The 22,693-nt window shown below is 69.3% G+C and carries 21 protein-coding genes; 14 read left to right on the forward strand and 7 right to left on the reverse strand.

Features of this window, described 5'->3' with window-relative positions; all coding sequences use genetic code 11:
- Positions 1-196 precede the first annotated feature (196 nt).
- The 5 genes from ACFWW9_RS02725 to ACFWW9_RS02745 are packed head-to-tail and all read left to right on the forward strand — an operon-like array spanning position 197 to position 4,521.
- Complete coding sequence (locus tag ACFWW9_RS02725; protein ID WP_390370702.1) at positions 197-961, forward strand: amidohydrolase family protein; 765 nt, start codon at positions 197-199, stop codon at positions 959-961.
- The gene (locus ACFWW9_RS02730) at positions 958-1,695 is read left to right on the forward strand and encodes an amidohydrolase family protein (protein ID WP_390370704.1); all 738 of its coding nucleotides are present in this window, start codon (positions 958-960) and stop codon (positions 1,693-1,695) included. The genes ACFWW9_RS02725 and ACFWW9_RS02730 overlap by 4 nt, the downstream gene beginning before the upstream one ends.
- Positions 1,692-2,915 carry an extracellular solute-binding protein gene (locus ACFWW9_RS02735; RefSeq protein ID WP_390370706.1) on the forward strand — a complete coding sequence of 408 codons (1,224 nt, stop codon included), beginning with the start codon at positions 1,692-1,694 and terminating at the stop codon, positions 2,913-2,915. Before ACFWW9_RS02730 ends, ACFWW9_RS02735 begins: the two co-directional genes overlap by 4 nt.
- Entirely contained in the window at positions 2,915-3,721 is an 807-nt protein-coding gene (locus tag ACFWW9_RS02740) for a carbohydrate ABC transporter permease (RefSeq protein ID WP_390370708.1), read from the forward strand. The genes ACFWW9_RS02735 and ACFWW9_RS02740 overlap by 1 nt, the downstream gene beginning before the upstream one ends.
- Positions 3,721-4,521 (forward strand): carbohydrate ABC transporter permease, encoded by an 801-nt coding sequence (locus ACFWW9_RS02745; protein WP_390370710.1) that lies wholly within the window; start codon positions 3,721-3,723, stop codon positions 4,519-4,521. Before ACFWW9_RS02740 ends, ACFWW9_RS02745 begins: the two co-directional genes overlap by 1 nt.
- Here ACFWW9_RS02745 and ACFWW9_RS02750 read toward each other — a convergent pair.
- Positions 4,502-7,366 carry a BTAD domain-containing putative transcriptional regulator gene (locus ACFWW9_RS02750; protein WP_390370712.1) on the reverse strand — a complete coding sequence of 955 codons (2,865 nt, stop codon included), beginning with the start codon at positions 7,364-7,366 and terminating at the stop codon, positions 4,502-4,504. The two genes, ACFWW9_RS02745 and ACFWW9_RS02750, sit on opposite strands and share 20 nt — an antisense overlap.
- A gap of 180 nt (positions 7,367-7,546) precedes the next feature.
- On the opposite strand from ACFWW9_RS02750, the gene ACFWW9_RS02755 reads away from it, so the two are divergent.
- Together ACFWW9_RS02755 and ACFWW9_RS02760 are read left to right on the forward strand one after the other, a co-directional pair.
- The gene (locus ACFWW9_RS02755) at positions 7,547-7,972 is read left to right on the forward strand and encodes a hypothetical protein (protein WP_390370714.1); all 426 of its coding nucleotides are present in this window, start codon (positions 7,547-7,549) and stop codon (positions 7,970-7,972) included.
- 114 nt (positions 7,973-8,086) lie between these two features.
- Entirely contained in the window at positions 8,087-9,166 is a 1,080-nt protein-coding gene (locus tag ACFWW9_RS02760; RefSeq protein ID WP_390370716.1) for a hypothetical protein, read from the forward strand.
- Positions 9,167-9,212: 46 nt separating this feature from the next.
- Here ACFWW9_RS02760 and ACFWW9_RS02765 read toward each other — a convergent pair whose 3' ends face one another.
- Both ACFWW9_RS02765 and ACFWW9_RS02770 read right to left on the reverse strand, forming a co-directional pair.
- Positions 9,213-12,179 (reverse strand): M48 family metalloprotease, encoded by a 2,967-nt coding sequence (locus ACFWW9_RS02765; protein WP_390370717.1) that lies wholly within the window; start codon positions 12,177-12,179, stop codon positions 9,213-9,215.
- Positions 12,176-12,709, reverse strand: a complete 534-nt coding sequence (locus ACFWW9_RS02770) for a hypothetical protein (RefSeq protein WP_390370719.1) — start codon at positions 12,707-12,709, stop codon at positions 12,176-12,178. The genes ACFWW9_RS02765 and ACFWW9_RS02770 overlap by 4 nt, the downstream gene beginning before the upstream one ends.
- A gap of 339 nt (positions 12,710-13,048) precedes the next feature.
- Here ACFWW9_RS02770 and ACFWW9_RS02775 point away from each other — a divergent pair, with 339 nt between their 5' ends.
- From ACFWW9_RS02775 to ACFWW9_RS02785, 3 genes are all read left to right on the forward strand, one after another.
- Complete coding sequence (locus ACFWW9_RS02775) at positions 13,049-13,615, forward strand: hypothetical protein (protein WP_390370721.1); 567 nt, start codon at positions 13,049-13,051, stop codon at positions 13,613-13,615.
- Between the two features lie 268 nt (positions 13,616-13,883).
- Complete coding sequence (locus ACFWW9_RS02780; protein WP_390370722.1) at positions 13,884-15,104, forward strand: MFS transporter; 1,221 nt, start codon at positions 13,884-13,886, stop codon at positions 15,102-15,104.
- Between the two features lie 292 nt (positions 15,105-15,396).
- Positions 15,397-15,768 (forward strand): hypothetical protein, encoded by a 372-nt coding sequence (locus tag ACFWW9_RS02785; protein WP_390370723.1) that lies wholly within the window; start codon positions 15,397-15,399, stop codon positions 15,766-15,768.
- Positions 15,769-15,896: 128 nt separating this feature from the next.
- Here ACFWW9_RS02785 and ACFWW9_RS02790 read toward each other — a convergent pair whose 3' ends face one another.
- The 3 genes from ACFWW9_RS02790 to ACFWW9_RS02800 all read right to left on the reverse strand — a co-directional run bounded on the left by ACFWW9_RS02790 (position 15,897) and on the right by ACFWW9_RS02800 (position 18,031).
- Positions 15,897-16,316, reverse strand: a complete 420-nt coding sequence (locus ACFWW9_RS02790) for a hypothetical protein (protein WP_390370724.1) — start codon at positions 16,314-16,316, stop codon at positions 15,897-15,899.
- A 128-nt stretch (positions 16,317-16,444) separates the two neighbouring features.
- The gene (locus ACFWW9_RS02795; RefSeq protein ID WP_390370726.1) at positions 16,445-17,464 is read right to left on the reverse strand and encodes an NAD(P)-dependent alcohol dehydrogenase; all 1,020 of its coding nucleotides are present in this window, start codon (positions 17,462-17,464) and stop codon (positions 16,445-16,447) included.
- 63 nt (positions 17,465-17,527) lie between these two features.
- The gene (locus ACFWW9_RS02800) at positions 17,528-18,031 is read right to left on the reverse strand and encodes a cupin domain-containing protein (protein WP_390370728.1); all 504 of its coding nucleotides are present in this window, start codon (positions 18,029-18,031) and stop codon (positions 17,528-17,530) included.
- A 162-nt stretch (positions 18,032-18,193) separates the two neighbouring features.
- Between ACFWW9_RS02800 and ACFWW9_RS02805 the strand changes: the two genes are divergently transcribed.
- The gene (locus ACFWW9_RS02805; protein WP_390370730.1) at positions 18,194-19,174 is read left to right on the forward strand and encodes a LysR family transcriptional regulator; all 981 of its coding nucleotides are present in this window, start codon (positions 18,194-18,196) and stop codon (positions 19,172-19,174) included.
- A 20-nt stretch (positions 19,175-19,194) separates the two neighbouring features.
- Here ACFWW9_RS02805 and ACFWW9_RS02810 read toward each other — a convergent pair whose 3' ends face one another.
- Entirely contained in the window at positions 19,195-20,019 is an 825-nt protein-coding gene (locus ACFWW9_RS02810) for a LysR family transcriptional regulator (protein WP_390370732.1), read from the reverse strand.
- A gap of 93 nt (positions 20,020-20,112) precedes the next feature.
- Between ACFWW9_RS02810 and ACFWW9_RS02815 the strand changes: the two genes are divergently transcribed.
- The 3 genes from ACFWW9_RS02815 (at position 20,113) to ACFWW9_RS02825 (ending at position 22,648) form a co-directional block, all read left to right on the forward strand.
- The gene (locus tag ACFWW9_RS02815; protein ID WP_390370734.1) at positions 20,113-21,093 is read left to right on the forward strand and encodes an NADP-dependent oxidoreductase; all 981 of its coding nucleotides are present in this window, start codon (positions 20,113-20,115) and stop codon (positions 21,091-21,093) included.
- Between the two features lie 5 nt (positions 21,094-21,098).
- Positions 21,099-21,542 carry an SRPBCC domain-containing protein gene (locus ACFWW9_RS02820; protein WP_390370738.1) on the forward strand — a complete coding sequence of 148 codons (444 nt, stop codon included), beginning with the start codon at positions 21,099-21,101 and terminating at the stop codon, positions 21,540-21,542.
- Between the two features lie 374 nt (positions 21,543-21,916).
- Entirely contained in the window at positions 21,917-22,648 is a 732-nt protein-coding gene (locus tag ACFWW9_RS02825; RefSeq protein WP_390370735.1) for a chitinase, read from the forward strand.
- The last annotated feature ends 45 nt before the right edge of the window (positions 22,649-22,693 follow it).

Consider the following 22,693-nt stretch of genomic DNA (forward strand, 5'->3'; position numbering starts at 1 on the left):
AGACTTCGACGTCGAGGCGACGGCACATCGCGCCGGTGGTCAGTTCGGCCGCATCCCGACACACGCATCCTGTTGCCGGACACGCCAATCGCGGGGGTCAGCCGCCGGTAGCCGGTGCGGGACGACATCCTGATCACCTCGATCGCCGTCCCGGCCGTGTAGGGCGCGTGTAGGGACGGTCGGCACGCTGGTGGTCATGTTCAGGCCACCTCTCCCACCGGTGCCGGTCGAACGGCAGGAAATCGACCTCGACGCGGACGTGCTGTTCGGCGCGATCCCCAGCCTCGATGTCGACGCTTCGCTCGACGCGGTGACGGACGAGCTCCAGCGGCACGGGATCCGCGGCGGGCTGATCTGCTCACTGCGCGGCGCGTTGTTCGACGCGTGCTCCGGCAACGACGAGATGCGCAAGGCCTCGGAACAGGAGCACGGGCTGGTCCCGGTCGGCACCGTCGACATCCGGGACGCGTTGACGGCGGAGACCGAGATCGGACGGCTGGCGGCGGCCGGAGTGCGGCTGCTGAGGCTCTTCCCGGTCGAGCAGTGGGTCGAGCCGGACTCCCCCGGCCTCCAGCACGTCGTCGACGTCGCGGTCGAACACGGGCTGGTGCTGCTCACGAGCGGGGACGTCAGCCGGTTCTGGCGGCCGTTCAGCGGTGCGCGGGTCTGCTTCCTGGACGTGCACGCGTACCGGGTGGCGGACTTCGTGGTCCTCGCCCGCCGCGAGCCGGGGTTCGTGGCCTCCACCCGCATGCTGGTAGGTCCCGACTCCATCGAGCGGATCGCGGGCGAGGTCGGCGCGCACCACCTCGCGTACGGCTCGCGGGCTCCGCTGCACGACGTCATGCCGTCGGCGTTGCGACTGCGCATGGCGGCGCTGAACGACGAGGAATGGCGGCAGGTGGCCGGTGGCACCGCGAGCCGATGGCTGGGGACGGCGCACCTGGAGGACGAGAAGTGATCATCGACGTGCACGCGCACGCCGGACCGTGGTTCTTCGCCACGGAGGTGGGTGCGGTCGAGCTCAACCTCGCGTTGATGGACCGCTACGGCATCGACCGGCAGATCGTCTCGGCGTCGGAGGCGGTCACCTACGACATGGTGAGCGGCAACAGGTGGATGGCGCGGCGGCTGGCCGAGCAACCGCGACTGCTCGGCTACCTGGTGGTCAACCCCAACGAGCTCGCCGAGGCCGAGAACGAGCTGGCGCGGCACGTGCCGGGCGGGCGGTTCGCGGGCATCAAGATCCACACGACCTATCCGGGGCACCCGCTGACGTCGAAGCCGGTCCGGGACGCACTGGGGCTGGCGGCGCGGGCGAAGCTGCCGGTGCTGATCCACACGTGGGACGACGGCGTGCTCGGTCTGGTGGACGTGCTGGAGCAGCACGAGGACCTGCGGGTGATCGCCGGGCACATGGGCGGCCCGGCGTGGCGGACGGCGGTCGAGGCGGCGTGCCGCAGTGACCGGCTCTACCTCGAGCCGTGCTGCTCGATCACCGATCGCGGCAGGTTCCGGTACGCGCTCGACCGGGTGCCGGTCGAGCAGCTGTTGTTCGGCACGGACAGTACGCTCGTGGACCCGGCCATCGCGCTGGGTGTGGTCGCGGCCGCAAACATGACCGAAAGCGAGTACGAGCACGTGATGTGGCGCAACGCGGCGAAGCTCTTCGGCATCGACGAGGTCGCGGCATGAGGAGGGTTCTTCTCGCGGCCTTGACACTCCCCCTGGCGACGCTCTCGCTCGTGGCGTGCGGGACGACCGCGACCGGCACCGCGGTGACCCTGTGGATGTACCCGGTGATCTCGGACCCGGCCAAGAGCAAGGAGTTCTGGGACGAGGTCGAGGCCGGGTTCGAGGCGCGCAGCGGCGTGGACCTGCGGGTCGAACTCCAGCCGTGGGCGGGCAGGCAGGAGAAGCTCGGCGCCGCGCTGGTGTCCGGCAGCGGGCCGGACGTCGTGCTGCTGCAACCGGACATGATCCCCCAGTACGTCGCCCAGCACGCGCTGCAACCCGTCGACGGGGTGCAGCGCGGCGAACGCGAGTTCCGGCCGTCGGCGGTCACCGCGTTGACCGTGCAGGGGCAGACGTACGGCGTGCCGATGTACCAGACGGTCACGACGACCGTCTACAACCGCAAGGTGTTCGCGGAGGCGGGCATCACCGAGCTGCCGCGGACGTGGGACGAGATCAAGGCGGCGGCGCCCAAGCTCGCGGCGCGCGGCGTCCCGGTGCTCGACTACTCCGGCTCCGCAGAGGAGACGCTCAACCTCACCTTCTACCCGCTGCTGTGGCAGGCGGGCGGCAGCGTGTTCAGTCCGGACGGCGGGAGGAGCGCCTTCTCGTCACCGGAAGGCGTTGCGGCACTGAGGTTCCTGGTCGACCTCAAGTCGATGAACGGGCTGCCTAGCGACGCCGCCACCAGGCGGAGCAGCCTCACGGACTACCCGGTCGCGACCGGGCGCGCGGCGATGGCCTACGCGGCGACCGACGCGGAGGCCAGGAACGTCGTCGCCGCGATCGGCGGGGAGAACACCGCCATCGGCCTGCCCTTGCAGGGCAAGACGCGGGCCACGTTCGGCACGCCGGGCGCGTTGTCGTTGTCGCGCACGGCACCGAGCGCGGCGAAACAGCTGCTCACCTACCTGAGCTCGCCGGAGGTGGTCGACGAGCTCTGCGCGCGATCGGGCTTCTTCCCGCCGTGGTCGGATCCGGCGACCCCCGCGGACGAGGTGGACAGGAGCTTCACCGAGGCGCTGCCGTTCGCGTTCGCCGGTGACGCGCATCCGCAGGCCCGCAAGACGATGAGCCTGCTCGCCCCCCACATCCAGGCCGCGCTGATCGGCGAGGAGACACCCGAGCAGGCGCTCGCCGAGGCGGCTGTCGAAGTCGACGGGATCCTCGGCGGCAACTGATGCGCAAATCGGTCACGATCCTGCTGTTCCTGCTGCCCGCGCTGGTCCTGTTCGGGGTGTTCCGCTTCCTGCCCATTGTGGGCGCCGTCGGCCTGAGCCTGACCGAGTTCCACCTCGGCGGCGACTGGCAGTTCGTCGGCATGGCGAACTACGGGGACCTCGCACAGGACAGGATCTTCCTGACCAGCCTGCGCACCACGCTCGGCTACGTCGTGATCTGCGTGCCGCTGACGGTGGCCGTCGCGCTGGGAACCGCCTTGCTGCTCAACCGGGTGCGCTGGGCACGCGGTGTGTTCCGCACCGCCTTGCTCACGCCGTACGTCACCAGCCTGGTCCTCGCCGGGGTCGTGTGGCAGTGGCTGTACGAACCGTTGGGAGTCCTCGGCAACCCGTCGCTGGTGCTGCCCGCGCTCGCCGTGGTGAGCGCGTGGAAGGGCTTCGGCTACTCGATGCTGGTCCTGTTCGCCGGCATCCGGAACGTGCCGCCCGACTGCGTGGACGCGGCGAAGGCGGACGGCGCGAGCTCGTGGCAGCGCTTCCGCCTGGTGCTGCTGCCTTTTCTGCGTCCGGCCCTGTTCTTCGTCGTGGTGGTCGAGACGATCGGCGCCTTCCAGGTCTTCGACACCGTCTACGTGATGACCGGCGGCGGCCCGGCGCGGTCCAGCTACACGCTGGCGTACGCGGTGTACGACTACGGCTTCAAGCACCTGGACCTCGGCCACGCCGCGGCGGCGGGCATCGTGCTCTGGGCCGTCGTCATGCTGGTGTCGCTCACCCAGCGCGGTGCTCTCGACCGGAGCCGCTGATGCGTTCCCGGCAGGTGCTGCCCACGGTGCTGCTGGCGCTGGTGACGTTGCTGGCCGTCGCCCCGTTCCTGCTGATGCTGCTGGTCGCCCTCTCGCCGCCCGGCTCCCCGACCCTCCCGCACCGGCTGCCGGGATCGCTCACGCTCGCGAACTTCGCGCGGGTGCTCGCGGCGGAGGACTTCCTGCGGTGGACGACCAACACGGTCGTCTACGCGGCCGTGTCCGTGGTCGCGGTGCTGCTGTCGGCGTCGATGGCCGCGTACGTCTTCGCCCGCAAGCGCTTCCCCGGCCGGGACGTGCTGCTGTGGTCGATGCTCGGGACGCTGATGGTGCCGTTCCACGCCGTGGTCCTGCCGTTGCTGCTGCTGGTCGCGGCACTCGACTGGGTGGACGGCTACTGGGGCCTGATCGTGCCGACGCTGGCCAACGCCCAGGCCGTCCTGCTGCTGCGGCAGTTCATCCGGGCGCTGCCGGACGACGTGTTCGACGCCGTCCGGGTCGACGGGGCCGGGGACTGGCGCACGTACTGGCACATCGTGCTGCCGCTGTGCCGTCCGGTGCTCGCCACCCTCGCCGTGTTCGTGTTCCTGTGGCACTGGAACGACTTCCTGTGGCCGCTGGTGGTCACCCGGTCCGAGCGGATGTGGACGCTGACCGTCGGTCTGTCCACGATGGATTCCGGACACCTCGGCATCGCCGAGCTGATGGCCGCCGCCACCGTGACCGCCGTGCCGTGCCTGCTCGTGTTCGGGCTGCTGCAACGGCACCTGGTCGGCGCCATCAGTGGTCGGGAACGCTGAGTCCGAGACTGCGCAGCGCCGTCCTGACCTTGTCCTGCGGCATCGGCATGGCGAGCTTCTCGTAGAGGCGCAGCGCCCGGCCGAAGTAGTCGGCGGCGTCGCCGGGCCGCTGGTCGCGGTGCGCCACCCACCCGAGGCTGTACAGCATGGCCGCGTGCGAGGGGCTCTCGTCGGCCGGGGAGAAGGACTCGAGCGAACGCGACATCAGCGCGAACGCCCGGCCCGCGTCGCCCTCCTGCGCGTGGGTCGCGGCGAGCACGTGCAACGCCAGCGCCTCGTCGCGTGGACAGCAGACCGACCGGAAGAGCTCGGCGGACTCCATCAGCGCGCGTTCGGCCGACTTCAGATCACCTTGGGCGCTGTGGTACATGCCGAGGCTGAACAACGCGCACGCCTGGCCGTAGGCGAAGCGCAGCGCACGGAAGGAGTCCAATGCCTGACCGAGGAACGTCGCCGCGTCGTCGAGCCTGCCTTGGTTGCGCCGGACGACGCCGAGCGCTTGCAGCGCGAACGCCTCACCGTACGCGTCGGCGGTGCACTGGAAGGACGCCTTGGCCCTGACCAGCAGAATCGCCGCGTCGTCATGGTTGGAGTAGAACATCTGCACGGTGCCGAGGCCGAGGTTCGCGTAGGCGTGCCCGTGGACCTCACCGATCTCGGCGAAGATCCGTTGCGCCTGCGCGAAGTGGACCTCCGCCTCGGCGAAGCGGTCGCGGTAGAACGCCAGCGCGCCGAGCCCCTGGTGCAGCATCGCCTGGTGGCGCGCCCCGGTCGCGGCGGCGAGCGCGAGCTCGTGGGTGCGCCGCCACAGGTCGTAGTGGCTGCGCAGGTCGAACAGGGCCGTCAGCACGCAGGCCGTGTCGGCCCCCAGCGTGGTCATCTCCAGCGACAGGGCTTGTTCGACGACCGCGACCAGCGCGTCCCGCTCGCTCTCCAGGAACTCCAGCGGATCGGCGAGGAGCCTGCCGGTGGTGGCGTCGTCCAGCCGGGCCCGCTCGACCTCCAGCCGCACCTTGAGGAAGCGGCTCGGCAGACCGGCCTCGGCCCGCACGGCCAGGTCGAGCCACGCCGTGAAGGCGCGCCTGAGCGCATCGGCGCGTTCGGCGGCCGTGTCCTGTTCGCCTGCCCGTTCCCGGCCGAACACCCGCAGCAGGTCGTGGAAGCGGTAGCGCCCCTGACCGGCGGGTTCGAGCAGGTGCACGTCGGCCAGGCCGTCGACGACCTCCTCGGCGTCCGGCACGGCGACGTCCAGCAGCGGACCGGCCACCCAGCCGGGGAAGTCCGGCACGTCGAGCAGGCTCAGCAGCCGGAACGCCCGCTGCTGCTCGGTCTGGAGGGCCTCGTAGCTCAGCGCCAGGCTGGCGCGCGCTTCGAGGTCGTCGATGCGCAGCTCGTTGAGCCGGGTTCCCTCGCCCGCCAGCCGTTCCGCGAGCCTGCCGACCGTCCAGTGCGTCCGGCGGGCCAGCCGGGAACCGGCGATGCGCAGTGCCAGCGGGAGGTTGCCGCAGTAACGCGCGACCGCCGCTGCCGCGTCCGGCTCCGCGGTCATGCGCGACTGCCCGGCGATCGACGCCAACAGCCGCACGGCATCCGCGGCGCCGAGCACGTCGAGGTGCACGGTGTGCGCTTCGAGCAGCAGCACGCGACTGGTGATCAGCACCGCGGACCCCGCGGTTCCCGGCAGCAGCGGGCGGACCTGCGCCATGGTCGCCGCGTCGTCGAGCACGATCAGCACCCGCCGTGCGGCCAGCTGCGACCGGTACAGGGCGGCACGGGCCTCCGGGTCCTCCGGCACCGCGTGCGGGTGCACCCCGAACGCGATGAGCAGCTCGGCCAGCACCGTCACCGGATCGCGCGGCGACAGGGCTCCGCCCAGCCGCACGTAGAGCTGCCCGCCGCCGAAGTGGTCGCCGAGGTCGTGGGCCACCCGAACGGCCAGCGTCGTCTTGCCGACGCCGCCCTTGCCGGTGATCGCGACCACCGGTCGCGGCTGGTCGGTCAGCAACCGACGGAACTCGGCCCGTTCGGCTTCACGGCCGGTGAAGTTCTCCGCACCGGGCGGCAGCTGCATCGGCCGCACGTGGCTCTCGGACGGCGCGCCGCGCAGGATCTCCTGGTGCAGCTCCTGGATCTCCCCGCACGGCTCGACCCCGAGCTCCTCGACGAGCAGGCCGCGCAGCGAGCGGTAGGTCCCCAGCGCCTCGGCTCGCCGCCCCACCCGGTGCTGCGCCAGCATCAGCCGCCGCCACAGCCCTTCCCGCAACGGCTGTTCCCGCACCAGCGCGGTCAGCTCCGTGATGGCGGTGCCGAACTGGCCTGCCGCCAGACGTGCGTCGGCGAAGTCCTCACGAGCGGTGGTGGCCATCTCCTCCAGCCGCACCACCTCGCCCTCCAGCCACCCGCACCGCGGCACGTCCTCCAGCGGGGAGCCCCGCCACAAGGCCCACGCCTCTTCCCAGATCGCCACGGCTTTCCCGGCGTCACCCGACTCCAGCGCCGCCCGCGCCACTTCGGCGGAACTCCGGAAGAGCGCGCTGTCGAGCTCGTCCGGCTCGACGTGCAACCGGTAGCCGCCGCTGTCGGTGACGACCCGGTCCGGCAGACCGATCGCGGCCAGATCACGACGCAACCGGCTCACGTACGTGTGCACGTTCGCGACCGCCGACACTGGCGGCCGTTCACCCCAGATCGCATCGACGATGGCGGGCAACCCGACCGGCTGCCGCGCCCTGACCAGCAACGCGGCCAGCAGCGCCCGCTGCCGTTGACCGGCCTGCGGCAGGCGCCGTCGGTTGTTCGTGACGCACAGCGGTCCCAGGACCGCGAACGTCGCTGCAGTAACCAAGGCTCCCCCACCTGGACCAGTCAACGACTCCGGAGCGTAGCACCCCAGCCACGCTGTGAACACGACCGAAGGGTGCCGAGCCAGCATGTCGGTGTGGCAACCGTGTAGGGGCCGTGTAGAGCGGCTCCATAACTTCCCCTTCAGACCGCAGAGGTTCGCGATTCCACCAAAGGGGAGATCATGGAATTCAAGGGAATGCTGCGCCGGGTCGTCGGCGTGGGGGCAGCGCTCGCAGCCGCGGGCACGATGCTGATGGCACCGGCGACGGCCGGTGCGGCACCGTCCTCCGTCGCCGCCGACCCCTCCACGTCGTGGGACCTCGTCTACGGCGCGACCAAGGCGTCCGGGACCATCCGCTGGCACCAGCGGTCGGCTGACGTCGACTACACGTTGAAGGCCAGCTACTGCCGCAGGCTCTGGGCGACCCCCTACGACGCCAACTACAAGGAGTACCCCTCGAGGAGCACGGGCCTGCGCTGCGACGACACCTCGTCGAACACCCTGAACCTCGTGGTGAACATCCCCGGCGGTCCCGCGCACGTCACCCTCTGCCTCCAGAACGAGGACGGCAACCGGCTCGTTTGCGAGCAGTACGACCGCCCCTGACGGGCGGACAAGGGGGGTACGGCGGGCCACCCCGGGGTGGCCCGCCGTTTCGCGACGCGGTACGCACCCGATCGTGAAATCGTCTCCGGCGCGACCAGTGAAAGGATCACGACCATGTCGATATGGCTGTCACTACGACGCAGGGCAGCGCCCGTCCTGTGCGCGATGGCACTGCTCGGCACCACCGTGACAGCGGGTGGGGCAACCGCGAGCTCGGCCGCGCAACCCGCTCCCGGAGGGAAGACCAACTTCGTGGTCTCGGTCGGCGGCTTCCAAGCCGCTCGCACCGACAACTGGCTGCGGATCAGCCAGTACACCTTCCGCCCCGACAACGGCACGGTGACCGCGCAGTGGTGGCGGTGGAACCAGGGCACTATGCGGGACATCAGGGTCGACACGCCAGTCGCGGCCGCCGACTGCGGTCCCACGCAGTGCTACGCGCGGACACCGAAGCGGTTTCTGTCGGGACCACCGGAATCCATCAGCGGCACCTACCAGGTCAACGGCTCGGCGCTGACCGTCTTCTGGAACAACGCGGGCACGACGTCGGAGGAACGGTGGACGGTCAAGACCGTGACCCGCACCGACGGTTCACCCGACTCGAGCCTCGTCCAACTGGACTGGGCAGGCGCGGGTAGCGGATACACGGCGACCATCGGGTACGGGTTCGGTTCCAACGCCGCTTTCTCCGCCCACGCGAGCGCGAGCGACCTGATGCGACCGGAGAACAAGGTGAGCTATCCCTACCTGTACTCCGGAATCTCGAAGGGACAGCTCGGCTCCGGCGACAGCGTCATGAACTTGCCGATCTACCAGCAGTGCCGCGATGCCAACTGCATCGGCACAGCCACGAAGAGGGCAGCGGCCGGCGGATGCACGTACTACCCGCCGGGCGAGAGCAAGGAGAGCACGACGATCAACTTCTACCTGGCCTCCTTCGCGGGAGACCGGCGCAACGCCTACGAGCACTGGTTCCGGTGCCTGGGCTACACACCCGAGGCCGGCCAGACGTGCTACAAGCTGAACTCGCACGTCAAACCGCTGATGCAGGTCATCGACGACAACGGTGGCTTCCGCGGCTGGGTCGGGGCCGAGACCTCCTTCAACAGCACCAAGGACGGCAACTCCGATGGCGCGCCGATCGGCGACACGCTGAGCGTGCTCAAGGCAGGCCCGCGACTGCTGGCACCTTAGCCAGACCGATCCCGAGGCCACGCCTGACGCCCCCACGGTCCAGTGATCACCGACCCAGGTTGTCGATCATGGTGTCCAGGGCGGAACCCATGATCCGCTCGAGGAACGTGATCGTGGCCGCGTCGGGGGCGTTGTTCACGTACCAGTACGCGACGGTGGCGCTGATGTAGTTGTGCCCGACCAGAACGGAGCTGGTCACGACGATCTGCGCCACGTGCTTCGCGTTCACCCGGCCGGTCGTGGTGATCATGAATCGCTGGGCGGGATACCCGGCGGTGCTGCCCTGGAGCGTTCGCATCGTCCCGTCGCGATGCCCCACGTCGAACTGCTCGTCGCGAATCGTGTACCGGTCGCACCGCAGGGAAACCTCCACTTCACCGGCAAGATCCTTCAGTGGTGTCGTGTACGAGGTGACCGCTGTCGTGAGCCGCACTCCTCCCGCCGTCCCGGCTTGCGGGAAGTGGTAGGTCCGGGTGAGTTCGGCGGTCCTGTCCAACGCCTTGTCCGCCACGTTGTTCCGGGTCAGCGCGTCGTTGCAGGTCGCAGGCTCCAGCGGGGTCGCGGTGGTGCCCGACGTCTCCTCGTCCGGGTCGGGGTCCGGCGCACCGGGCAGCGATGCCGCAGCACCTGTCAGCACCGCTTCCGCACCGCGTGCGTCGAGTGCGCGGCCGGGATCGGACCGCGGCGATGGGCGTGCGACGGGAGCCGTCCTGCCCGCGTGCTCGTCCAGCTTCGCCGACCACGACCTGCCGTGCCTGGGGTCGTCCGCGGTGATGGTGACCGGCCCGAGCAGCCCGCACACCGCTGCCAGGGCGAGCACCCCAACGCCGCCACCCGTGCTCAGAGTCCACATCAGCGTCGTCGGCCGGGTCGTGCCGGGACGGCGCACCGTGCGTGTGACCGCCACGATCACCAGCAGTACCGGCACCGTGACGACCGCGGAGAACAGCAGCAGGGCCAGCGGCTTGCGCAACGCGTCCAGGAAGTTGGTCCCGTTGCGTCCGTAGTGGGCCAGGTACTGGCTCGCGAACTGGGCCAGGCCCGCTACCACGGTGCTTGCCATGCCGGCGGCGAACGCGGCGGGCACCGCGCGCAGCACGCCGCTCGCCCGGTGGGCGAGCAGCACGCTGAACACGACCACCCCACCGGTGAGGGCGGAGATCCACCACATCCCGTACAGCAGGCCGAGAGTGGTGTCCGCGTCCGCGTCCGCGCGCACGCGCAGGACGAACGACAGTGCCGCCGCCACTCCTCCGACAGTCCCGCTCACGCCGATGACCGCCGCCGTCGTCCAACCTCGTCGAGGGCGGCGCGCCTCCGCGGTTGGACCGGTGGCGTGATGTCGAGGTGCTGCCGTGACGACGAGCAGACCGAGCAGCACCAGCGGTGCCGCGTACCACCAGGCGTCCTGGCCGCCGAGCGCGGCCACCTGCCACCGCGCGACGGCGACCTCGCCCGAGGCGAGGTAGGCCATCACCGCCATGAGTGTCGTGCTCCACGTCGTGACCAGGGCGACGGTGACCGCCAAGACCGCGGCGGCCGTCCGAACCGGCCTGGGCGCGTCGTCGAGGACGCCTGCGGTGGTGCCGGGGTGGGCGAGCCTGGTCGCGAGGGCGGCGGTCAGCACGCCGATTCCCGTCGTGACCACGACCAGGCACGCGACGAGCAGGGGCCAATGGCCGGTGAACACGATCGCGAACGCGTGCGAGGCCCCCGGAGCCCGCAGCAGGTAGCCGATGATCAACCCGCAGACCGTTCCGGCCCACGGGCCCACCCAGCCGATCCCGGCCACCCGTGCGCGGCGGGTCCAGGTCGGGACGATCACCGAGGACCAGATCAGGAATCCGACGGCCAACGACAGGTTCGAGGGCACACCGGGATCGTCGACCACGTAGCCGAACAGGTCGCTCACGACGCCGTACACGGTCTGGTAGGTGAGCATCGCGATGATGCCCACGGCGGTGGTGAACGCGAAGCCGCCCTCACGGTGCGCGGCACGGGTTCCGACGCCGGAACGCTGGGTCAGGGGTGGGTGCGTGGCGAACACCGTCCGCACACCCCGCACGCTCCGCGACCACCATCGGTGCCAGGGACCCACAGCACCGGTGCCGTCACCCGATGTCCAGGACGCGGTCCTGGCCAACACCGCGCTCACCCTCGCCGCGTCCAGCGCGTCGACCGCGTAGAGGTCGGCGGCGAACTCACGGCGGCGCAGCAGCGCCGACCGCAACGCCAACATCGTCACCGCGGCCACGATCGCGGTGAGCAGGGACCCTCCGTAGGTTCGCCAGAGCACGGGCGCCGGACTCACCGAGAAGATCACCGCCAGCAGCAGCGCGGGCACCGTCAACCACCCGGCCCACCACACCGCGGAGGCCCACAACAGGTCTCGTGCCCGAACGTGGGCCAGCTCGTGCAGGACCACGACGTCGAACTCGTCGGGTTCCCTGGAGGCGTAACTCGAGGGCAGCACGACCTGGGGCCGGGTGAACGGCACGCCCGTGGTGAACGCCTCCCGCACCCCGGCGGCGGGCCCGGCCACGACCAGGCCGGGTCGACGCGTTCCCGTCAGCCCTTGGCTGGCACACAGGTCCTCGAAGCGCTCCGTCAACCACAGCGGTACGGGCGCCGACGCGGCTCCACCACGCCGTAGACGGCGACGCACACCCAGCCCGCTCACCAGCATCAACAACCACGTCGCGGCGGGAAGCGCCATCGCGCCGAGCAGGGTGGTGACGCCGAGCCCGCGGTTGTAGTCACGAGTGCACAGCGCGAACTGCGGCGCGTCGCGGACGTTGACGGCGGCGTCCTCGTCCAGGGAGATCCCGGAGGCGGCGAGGCAGGCCTCCGTGGTCGCGTAGTCGCCGAGGTCGCGGGTCACGTACAGCGCCTGGGCCGCGCCGGCACCGGTGATCGCCAACGCGACACCGACCAGCAGGTACACCCACCACAAGCGCGCGGGCCTCGACGCCGGGCGGGTGGGCCGCGCCACGACAGTCGGATCCGCACTCACCGTGACGTTCCCGCGTCGCGCCCCAGCCTTTCCACCAGGACGCCGATCAGCGCGTCTGCCAACAGCGTTGCCTTGCTCCGGGAAAGCCCCAACGCCATGCCGTGGTCCACGCAGGCCTTGCGGAGTGCGGCGATCTCGACCCGGTTCAGTGCGAGCTGGGTGCTCGGGACGGCGGCGACCGCTGCGCGGTACCGCCGCGGTCGTAACCACCGGTCGCGACGGCGTTGCAATCCGGCGAAGGTCGCCGCACCGAGCACTTGGGCGAACGTGCCGGTCAACAGCGGGTAGACCACGTCACTGAGAACCCAGGGGGCCAGGCCCGAGCCGATCGATCCCCCCTGCCAGCGACGGGACCGCGGCCTCGGCGCTCGCCCCGACTCCCACAGCGCCGTCACCTCGGCCAGTCGGCCGAGTTCCTTCGGATTCTCGGCTTCGACCAAGCGTCGAGCGACCTCGGCCACCATCATGTCGCCCACCCGCTCAGCCCCAGGGGCCGCGGCGACGGACTCAGGCTCCGTGTTCTGCGTCATCAGACCTTCCGACCGACTACGGCTGTGCCCCGTCGGCACACGTCTTCGCTCCGATGTCGCCCGAACATCCCCTCGTATTACGCCACGTGGTCGAGCAACTGCGATCCGTGGAGGCGCGTGCGCCGCGACCAGCACGGCACAAGCGGACCACGAGCACCCCGCACGAAGCCCGCGTTGGTTATCACCAAAGTCTCGCCCTCATGGCATGAAATCCGGTGTCCGGTCTTCGGCAACAACCTCAGAGCGCCTCCAGCTCATGACATGCGAACCCGGTTGACCGATCACGCCGCGAGATCGATTACCGGGTCGACATCCATGACACACCACTATGCTCATCGGATGGATTTCACCGTCGACCAGCTTGCCGGCTACGGCGACCGAGACCTCGACACCGACCTGGCCCGCTGGTTCCCGGACCGACCGACGATCCGGATCGATGAGCCGATCCGGCCGATCGAACCGTTCCTCGCCCGGCTACCGCAGGACGCCGCCGCGGCGCTCGCGGCGTTCGACCGCAGAGTCAGGTCAGGGACGCTGCCGTGGGTAGTCGACGTGACCGACGACTCCTACGGGTTCGACTTCGCCGGCAACGACTGCCAGATCCTCGACTCCGACTACGAGACAGTCCTCTCCGACGACGAGGTGTGGTCCATCGCCTCCGACGGCGGCGGAAACCTCTACGTCGTCCTGACCAACGGCCGCGTCGCCGTCTGGTTCCACGAGGAGGAGGTCATCGAGGCGAACACCCAGTTCGACAACCTCGACGTCTTCCTCTACTCGATCGTGCGCTACGAAGCCGTTCGGGCACACGCACTGGATCGCGCCGTCGTAGAGGCCGACTTCCACGCCCTCGCCCAGCCCGGCGCGTTGGAACCAGAAGTGGGTCTCCTCGCGTACCTGCGCTAGCGCTCAACGCCCTGGTTCCAGTGACGCGGCGGCCCCGCGATCGCCTGCGATGGTGTTCGACGGGATCACCAGGGTGCGGCCCGATGGCTCGGCCGTGTACCCACTGGGGAACATGGCCGTCATCGAAACGTTCCTCGGCTACTCCGTCCGGTCTGTTCACCTGAACGCCCGCGCACAGGCTGAGGAACCGAGCGCTACCCAACGTGCTTTCCGGGATGGCCTGTCGTGACGCCATCGAACGTCGATCCACCACCGCGAAAGATTCGTCGTGAGCACCGATGCCGGATTGTGGAACCGTGTACTGCCCTCGGGGTGGCGGGAGTTGCCCAGGGTGGTGTGGGTGTTGGTCGCAGCGCGGGCGGCGAACCGCCTGGGCGCGTTCACGCTGCCGTTCCTCAGCCTCGTGCTGGTGCGGGAGTTCGCCGTGTCCGTCGCCGCGGCGGGCGTGCTGATCACCGGCTTCGGTGCCGCGACGATTCCCTCCCGCCTCCTCGGCGGCCAGCTCGCCGACCGCATCGGACGCAAGGCGACCATCGTCATCGGCCTGACCGGGTGCGCCGTCGCACAGTCGATGGTCGCGGCGACCGGCAGCCTGGTCCTGGTCGCGATCGCGGTACTGATCCTGGGTCTGTCCTTCGAGCTGTACGAACCACCGAGCCAGGCGATCATCGCCGACGTCACCGCGCCGGAGCACCGCTCGGCGGCCTACGGCCTTCTCGGCGCCGCCCTGGCCGGAGCGGCCGTGGGCGCCGGCCTGCTGGCCGCCTGGATCGGCCAGATCAGCTTGCGGTGGCTGTTCGTCATCGACGCCGCCACCTGCATCGCCTGCGCCCTGGTCGTGCTCTTCGTACTGCCCGGCACCGAACGAGAGGCCACGGACGGGCAAGCACCCGTTCCGGCGCGCCCGTGGCGCGACCTGGGTCTGATGGCGATGCTCGCCGCCGCCACGGTGTTCGCCGTCATCTACTACCTGATCACGTTCGGCGTTCCCCTCACCCTGATCGAGAGAGGACTCCCGGCCGAGCAGTTCGGCCTGCTGCTGGCACTCGGCGCGGTGACGATCGTGCTCGGCCAACCGCTGCTGGCAACGAACAAAATGGAGCGACTCAACGACTTCACCGCCCTGTCGATCGGTTACGCCCTGCTCGGCACCGGCCTGCTCGGCTACGCCTTGGCCACGAACTTCACCGGGTTCGTCGTCGCCACGGTGGTCCAGAGCATCGGCGACCTGATCCTGCTCGGCCGGGCCTACTCCGTGGTCGCGGCCTTAGCCCCGGAACACGCGCGCGGTCGGTACCTGGCGGTGTTCGGCACCAGTTGGGGCGCGGCCGCGGTCATCGCTCCGCTGGGAGGCATGCAACTGCTCGACTCGACCAACGGGTTCGTCTTCTGGGTGACCTGCGCATCAGCGTGCGCGGTACTGGCCGTCGCCCAGCCCTTCCTGCGCAGGTGTCTCGAGAGAAAGCAGAAACTCTCGACCTTGCGCTGACGAGCAGAACACGTCTTCGTCACGAGGTGTCCTTTTTGGATAGACATCGCGTCGATGGGGGTACGTCGAGGAGAACCCACCTCGCCAGGGACAACCAATGCATCCGGCTAAGACCCACAGTTCGTCACCAGCGGCCAGACTGCAACCGACACGCCGCAGAGCGGATGTTGACCGCTTGCGGCAGCACGCCGCTGAACCGCCCGACGGGTCACGGTGAACGCACTCTCATGCCGTATGGGGCACGTCCGGTCAGATGCGCTGACATCCCGGTGAGCGGGCATCGATCGCGGCCGTGCGCACGTCCGATGGTGAGGAGTTGCTGGTCACGCACGCCGGTCTGACCCTGGCCAGTTGGCGGGCGTTGGGTGAGCCCAGTTCTGCGACGCTGGCGGCGGAGTCGCTCAACGAGCGGCCGGAGCTGATCTGGCGGACTGGTGAGCACGCCCGTGACGAGCAGGCCGGTCCGCTGTGGGCGGAGTCCGGCGCCGCGCTCCACGAACCGTGGATGGCTTATCCCGGAATCGTGCCCTTCGGCCAGATCCATGGGCACTCGACACTGGTGCACTTCGCCGAACAGCGCTGGCGGTGCACGGGCCGAATCCGCCAGCGAGCCGAGGTCGACTGGCGCTCCCGCCTGGATCTAGCAGAACCTCAACCCTTCTAGCTAGGCAGGAGGGACGCGGCGAAACCGCTGCCCATGACCGAGTCGAGACGCCGTAGTGCACTTGTCGCCTGCCGATCGGCCGCCGAACACGAGCACCGTGCCAGCGGTGACCACTGAGCGACCTTCAACTACCACTCGTAGTCGTAGGGGCTGGGCGGTGTCGTGCCCACTCCGATGGCATGCAATTCCTCAGTGGAAACCACCCGGTCGGCATTATCACCGAGCAGCACGCCGAGCAGGACCTCCAGAATGTCCAGATGGGCGTCGGCGGACGCGGTGTTGCACTCGTCGATGCGGCGTACACCGGCCAGGAACGATTCGTGAACCCCCGCCTCCTGCAACCGGATGTGGATCAACCCGGCTTCGAGGTAGCCGTCCATCGGCCCGGTGGTCGCACAGTAGGAACGCACCGTGCTCCGGAAGGCCATGAACACCGGCAACATCGCCCTCGGCACAGCCTCCGACTCCAACCGGAGACCGAACAACCGCTCCAATCCGCTCAGCAGTGCGATTCGGTACTCGCCCAGCGAGGACGCCGCCAAGATCACGAAGATCAGACCACTTCCGAGCGCGTGTCGGTCATGGCGAAGTCAGTCTCGGCAGGACTTACCGAACTTGTGATACCCCGCGTGGTGGACGCCGATCGGCACCCACCACGCGGCAGAGCCCGAACGAGTCAGCTCTGGGGAGCGACCTCGACCACGATTTTCCCGAACACGTCGGCCCCCGCCTGCGCGGTGTAGGCAGCTTTGGCGTCCTCGAAGGCGAAGGTGCTCCGCACGACAGGTTTGATGCCGTGTTGGTCGACGAAGTCGATGAGCTGGGTGAACGCTGTGGCGCTGCCGACCGCGACGCCGCGGATGGACGCGGCCTTGGTCATCAGGACCAGCAGGGGCGGTGGTGCGTCCCCTTCGGAGAACAGTCCCACGAAGGCGATCTCCCCACCCGCGCTCACCGCTGCCAGCGACTGCGTCAACGCGTTGCCGCCGTCCGTGTTCACCACCTTGTCCATTCCGCCGGTCGCGGAGTGGACCACCTCACCCCAGTTCGGGGTGGTGCGGTAGTTGATCACGTCGGTCGCTCCGAGATCCAGCAGGCGCGATGCCTTGACGTCCTGACCGGTGAGCGCGGTGACCTCCGCCCCCATGGCCAGCGCGAGTTGGAGAGCGAACAACGAGACACCTCCGGTGCCGAGGGTCAGCACCCTCTGGCCCGCCCGCACCGGCTTGTCTCCGGTCAGCGCAGACCAGGCGGTCAGGGCGGCGCAAGGCAATGTCGACGCCTCCACGAAGTCCAGTGTGCTCGGCATGCGGGTGACGCGGTCGGCGTTGAGCACGATGTACTCGGCCAGCACGCCGTCCTGGCCAGGAGAGCCGAGTCCGAATCCCACCTCCGCCGGTGGTGGGCCGTCGATCCACCCGCCGTGGTAGATCCCGAGAACCCGGTCGCCGACGCGCCATTCCTCCACGCCGGGGCCCACCGCGTCGATGACGCCACTCGCGTCGCCGAGCGGTACGACCTCTTCCTCGATGGTGATCCCCCAGCGGCCATGGAGGAGGATCTGGTCGCGGTAGTTCAACGAGGCCGCCTTCACCGCGACCCGTACCTGTCCCGGACCGGGCTCGGGAACAGGTGACTCCTTGAGCACCAGGGCGTCCAGCCCGGTGATGCCCGGTTCGAGAACCCACTTGCGCATTTTCAGTTCCTTTGACGCTGTGCGGAAATCGATCGGCGCACCACGTGGCCGATCGTGCGGAGGTCAGGGAAGCAGGGGCGGGCCGACGATCTGGATGCCGTGACTCGCCGCGATGCGCGTGAGTTCCTCGGGACCCGGAGCTGCGCCGACCTCGTGAACGTGGCCGTCGGGGTCGACCGGGATCCCGATCTCGGCCACGAAGGCGTCGAAGCCGCCACCCGGTGTGTGCAGGGTCAGGAACCGGGCGTGCGGCGAGGTGACGACGAATCCGTGGGCTTGGCGTCGCGGTAGAAGTGCCAGCGCTCCCTCTCCCACGCTGTGGACCTCGTCGCCGAACTCGACCCGCAGGGTCCCCTCGAGGACGAGGAACGTCTCCTCGTCCGACTCGTGCACGTGCAGCGGGGACATGTAGCCGCGCTCGCCCTGGTGTTCGAGCAGCGCGTAGGCACCGGCGGTGTCCGCCGCCCGCGCACGCATGCGGACCAAGCCGCCCAGGAAGTTGACCGCGCTCTGGGTACCGGGATCCGTCAGGATGGGGGCGGCGATGTTGCCGGATAGGGACGTCATGCTCGTTCCTCGTTTCGGATGTCGTGGCACCTGCGATCTCACCAGAGGAAATGTGGAACCGTCCAAGACCGGATCGGAATCAGCTCATGCCTTTCGGGAATATCCCGTGTTCCCTCACGTTCCGAGGTGTGGCGGCAACCGTGCGACGAAAGGAGGTGGTCCGTGACGGAAACGCGGTATTCATCGCTTCCCGCGGCGCAGGCCCCTGAACCCGACATCGACCCGCGCCTGCTGCGTGCTTTCCTCGCCGTGGCGGACGAAGGTCATTTCGGTCGGGCCGCCGAGCGCCTGCACCTGGCCCAACCCGCGCTCAGCAAGCAGGTTCGTCAACTGGAGGGGCTCCTCGGGGTCGCGCTCTTCGACCGCACCTCACGCGGTACGCGGCTGACCTCGGCAGGCATTGCCACCGTGGCGCACGCCGAACGGGTGCTCACGCAGAACGCACGTCTCGTGCGCGCCGCTCGCTCGGCGGCCGCGAACGCGGGCGAACCTGTTCTGCTGACCGTCTCGGCGCCGCTGCCCAGCCCCAGCGGCGGCCTGCTCTCCGTGGCGCTGCGCTCGTTCCAGGCCGCCCACCCCGGCGCGCAGGTGTCGGTGACCGGCCTCGACGACCACGACGAGATCGCAGCCCTCGCTGCTGGGCACGTCGATGTCGTCCTGACCTGGGATGAACACCTCCCCGACGGCTGCGCGCGGGAGATCTTGGTCGACGAACAGACCAGCGCGTTGCTCACGCAGGACCATCCGCGCGCCGGTGACCGGGAGATTTCGGTGGCGGACCTGGCCGCACACACGATTCTTTTCCCGCAGAACGAGCGCGCCCACTGCTGGGCGCAACTGAAGGCGGCAGCACAGGCGGACCACGTGGCGATCACGGCGATCCCCACCGCTCCCTCCGCGGTGACCGATCTCGTGGCGTCCGGGCTGGGGGTCTCGGCCGTGCCGTCGTCGTTCCGCTTCTCGACCCCTCCTGGGGTGGTATTCGTGCCCATGACCGGCCTGTACCACCGCATGAGCGTCCTTCGGCGGGAAGACGACACCTCTGCCGCGGTGTCGGACTTCGTCGGCATCTGCCGCAGCGCGGCCCGACACCTCACCGCCGCCCACCCCGACGTCTGGCGGCTTCCCGACACCACGGCCTGAGCACCATCCGCGGCAGGCCGTCAGCCGGCAGGGACCCGCTCGCGGCTCGTGGCACGAGCCAGCACGGCACCGACGGCGGCGGTCAGCCGATGGGCTGCCGAGCGTGCCTCCGGGAGCCAGGCCAGGATCAGTTGGGTGACCGGGTACCCGTGAACGGGCACTGCCCGCACGGAGTCGCCGAGACGGTCCAGGACGCTGTCACCGACGACCGTCACGAGGTGGCCGAGCGCGACGCGGTCGACCATGAGGTCCAACGGCTCGTTCGGCAGTGTCGCCGCAAATCCCGGTAGCGCCTCCACCTCGGCGAGGGTCAGCAGTGGACGGTCGGCCAAGGCGTGGCCTGCCGGGAGCAGGACGACCGGTGATTCCTCGCCGAGCTCCACGAACTCGAGACCTGGGGTGGCTGTCGACTGGCACAGGAGTGCGACGTCCGCGGTGCCGTCGCGAAGGGCGCCGATCTCGTCGTAGGTGAAGACGACCTCGGTGAACGCGGCGTCCGGGCCCTGCGCCCTGAGCAGGGCGGCCAGAACACCGGGGCCGGCGGCGGGACGAGCCGCGATGGTGATCCGTTGCTGGTCGGCCGCTTTGCGCGCCTTGCGCACGGCGAGGTCCATGGCGGCCAGGATCGCGCGGCACTCGCCCAGGAACACCTCACCCGCAGCGGTCAGCTTCACCTGTCGTGTGGTGCGCTCCAGCAGCGCGACGCCCATGCCCCGCTCCAGATGGGCGATGGTCCGGGACAGGGGCGGCTGCGTGATGCCGAGTGCCTCCGCGGCACGGCCGAAGTGCAACTCCTCCGCCACCGCGACGAAGTACGTGAGCTCCCTGGTCTCCAGCTGATTCATACGCCCAAGGTATTGCCGTTTGCCCAGAAAGTCATTGCCGCGCACCGGAGCCTCTGGTGAGCTTGGAATCACAGCCGGGCCGTCACCCACGCGGTGCGTCATGGCCCCGGATCACACGGCAAAGAAATCGTTGGAGCAATGAAAGCTATTCGATATCGAACCTTCGGCGGGCCGGAGGTCCTCGAAGTCGTCGATCTCCCGGATCCGAAGATGTTCTCGGACCTGGTCATGGTGAGAATCAAGGCCGCGGCACTGAATCCGGCGGACCTCGGATTCCAGAGCGGAGCCGTCGATCCTCTCGTGGACTCCTTCTTCCCGGTGGTCCCAGGATGGGATCTCGCCGGAGTCGTCGACGAGACGGGAGTCGCGACGACCGGATTCCGAGCGGGCGACGAGGTGATCGGCTTCGTCCGCGGCCAGGTCATGCGCCACGGCACCTACGCGGAGAAGATCGCGGCCGAACCGCGCCAGCTCGCCCGCAAGCCGAGGAACCTGAGCTGGGCCCAGGCGGCCGGCTTGCCGCTCGCCGGGCTCACCGCCTACCAGGCGATCGTGCACAACCTCGAGGTGACCACCGGTGACACCGTCCTGGTGCACGGAGCGGCAGGCGGTGTAGGACACCTGGCCGTCCAGATCGCCATCGCCCGAGGCGCGCGAGTGATCGGGACCGGCTCGGAAACCAGCCAGGCGTTCATCGAGTCGCTGGGCGCACAGCCGGTGCGCCACGGCGACGGGCTGGTCGAGCAGGTGCGCCGGATCGCTCCGGGTGGGGTCGACGCGGTTCTCGACACGGCGGGGCGTGGCTCCTTGTCCACGACCGGGAAGGTCGCCACCCCGGAAGCGCGCGTCGCCTCCATCACGAGGTCCGCCGCCGAACACCCGGGAGCCGTCGACGTCTACTGCCACCTCGACGGTGACGATCTCACCCGACTCGTGGAACTCGCCGAGGAAGGCAGGCTCACGGTCCACGTCGACCGGGTCTTCCCCCTCGGAGAGGCGGCGCAGGCGCAGCGGGTGTTGGCCGAAGGCCACGTCCGGGGAAAGATCGTTCTTGAGAACCGCAGGGAGATGTGAAGAAGATGCAGCGCAGTCCGATCGTCACCGCCGTCACGGAGATCGATTCCTCGCCCGAGAAGGTGTGGAGGGAGTTGACCGACCTCGCCGGATACGCCCAGTGGCACCCGTCGCTGCGCTTCGTCGACGTTCCAGCGGAAATCAGTGCCGGAACCAGGCTGCGGGCCCAGGTGACGCTGGGAACCGAGAACGACGGGGAGTACGAGTTCACGGTCGTCCAGTTCGAGGCACCACGACAGTTCGCCTGGGAGGGCGGCATCCCCGACGTGCTCATGGGGCGACACTCCTTCGTGCTGGAGTCCCGTGACGGCGCAACGCTTTTCACGGAGTCCGAGGAGTTCACCGGCTCGGCCGCCGTGGACACCGTGGAGCCGGCCCGCGCCCACATGGAGGAGCTCTTCGCCAGCTACGGCAGGGCACTGCGGAAGCGGCTTGAGTCAGACCGCTAGGACGTTTCACAGCCCGGCATCACCGCTATCCCTTGGCTGTGAGAGCGAATGGTCGGACGAGGACGATCCGAACCGGAACGTCAGCACCCGAGCCGACAGGACACCCCGACGGTCCACACGCCAACCCGAGTGGACGCCACCAAGCACTCGACACGTACGGAAAGTAAAGGTTGACGGATTTCCCGCCAACCGCACATCACCCGTTCATCCCAACCGCTCCCTACCCACCGCCATTCGACGAGGTGACCACTGGGCCGATCGCGGCCTCTTGGCGGAGAACGGTTTCCCACGCCGACAATTGGTCCATACCTCTTGACGTAACCCCACCGGATCGGCCGCACCGCGCACGGCCGACATGACAAGAGGAGTTCCGAATGTCGATCCCCCGGTCCCTGAAGCGCGCCGGAACAGCACTGATCGCGTTGGCCGCAGGAGTTCTCGCGTTCCCGGTCGCGGCCTCGTCCGCCGCACCGTCCACATCGGACGCCGGATTCGTGGTCAGCGAGGCCCAGTTCGACCAGATCTTCCCAGGCCGCAACAGCTTCTACACCTACAGCGGTCTGACCGCCGCCCTCGACGCGTACCCCGGCTTCGCCAACACCGGCGACGACACGGTGCGGAGGCAGGAAGCGGCGGCGTTCCTGGCGAACGTGAACCACGAGACCGGCGGTCTGGTCTACATCGTGGAGCAGAACACCGCGAACTACCCGCACTACTGCGACGCCGGTCAGCCCTACGGCTGCCCGGCGGGCCAGGCCGCGTACTACGGCCGCGGACCGATCCAGCTGAGCTGGAACTTCAACTACAAGGCCGCGGGCGACAACCTCGGCATCGACCTGCTCGGCAACCCGTACCTCGTCGAGCAGGACGCGGCCGTCGCGTGGAAGACCGGCCTCTGGTACTGGAACACCCAGACCGGCCCCGGCACCATGACCCCGCACGACGCGATGGTCAACGGCAACGGCTTCGGCGAGACCATCCGCAGCATCAACGGGTCCATCGAGTGCGGCGGCGGCAACCCGGCCCAGGTGCAGAGCCGGATCGACAAGTACACGCAGATCACCGGAATCCTCGGCGTCCCGACGGGCGCCAACTTGTCCTGCTGACGCCGGCACCGCGGGCAGGGCCCTCCCCGGACCTCGGGGAGGGCC

Source organism: Umezawaea sp. NPDC059074 (genome assembly GCF_042738955.1).
Classification (GTDB): Bacteria; Actinomycetota; Actinomycetes; order Mycobacteriales; family Pseudonocardiaceae; genus Umezawaea.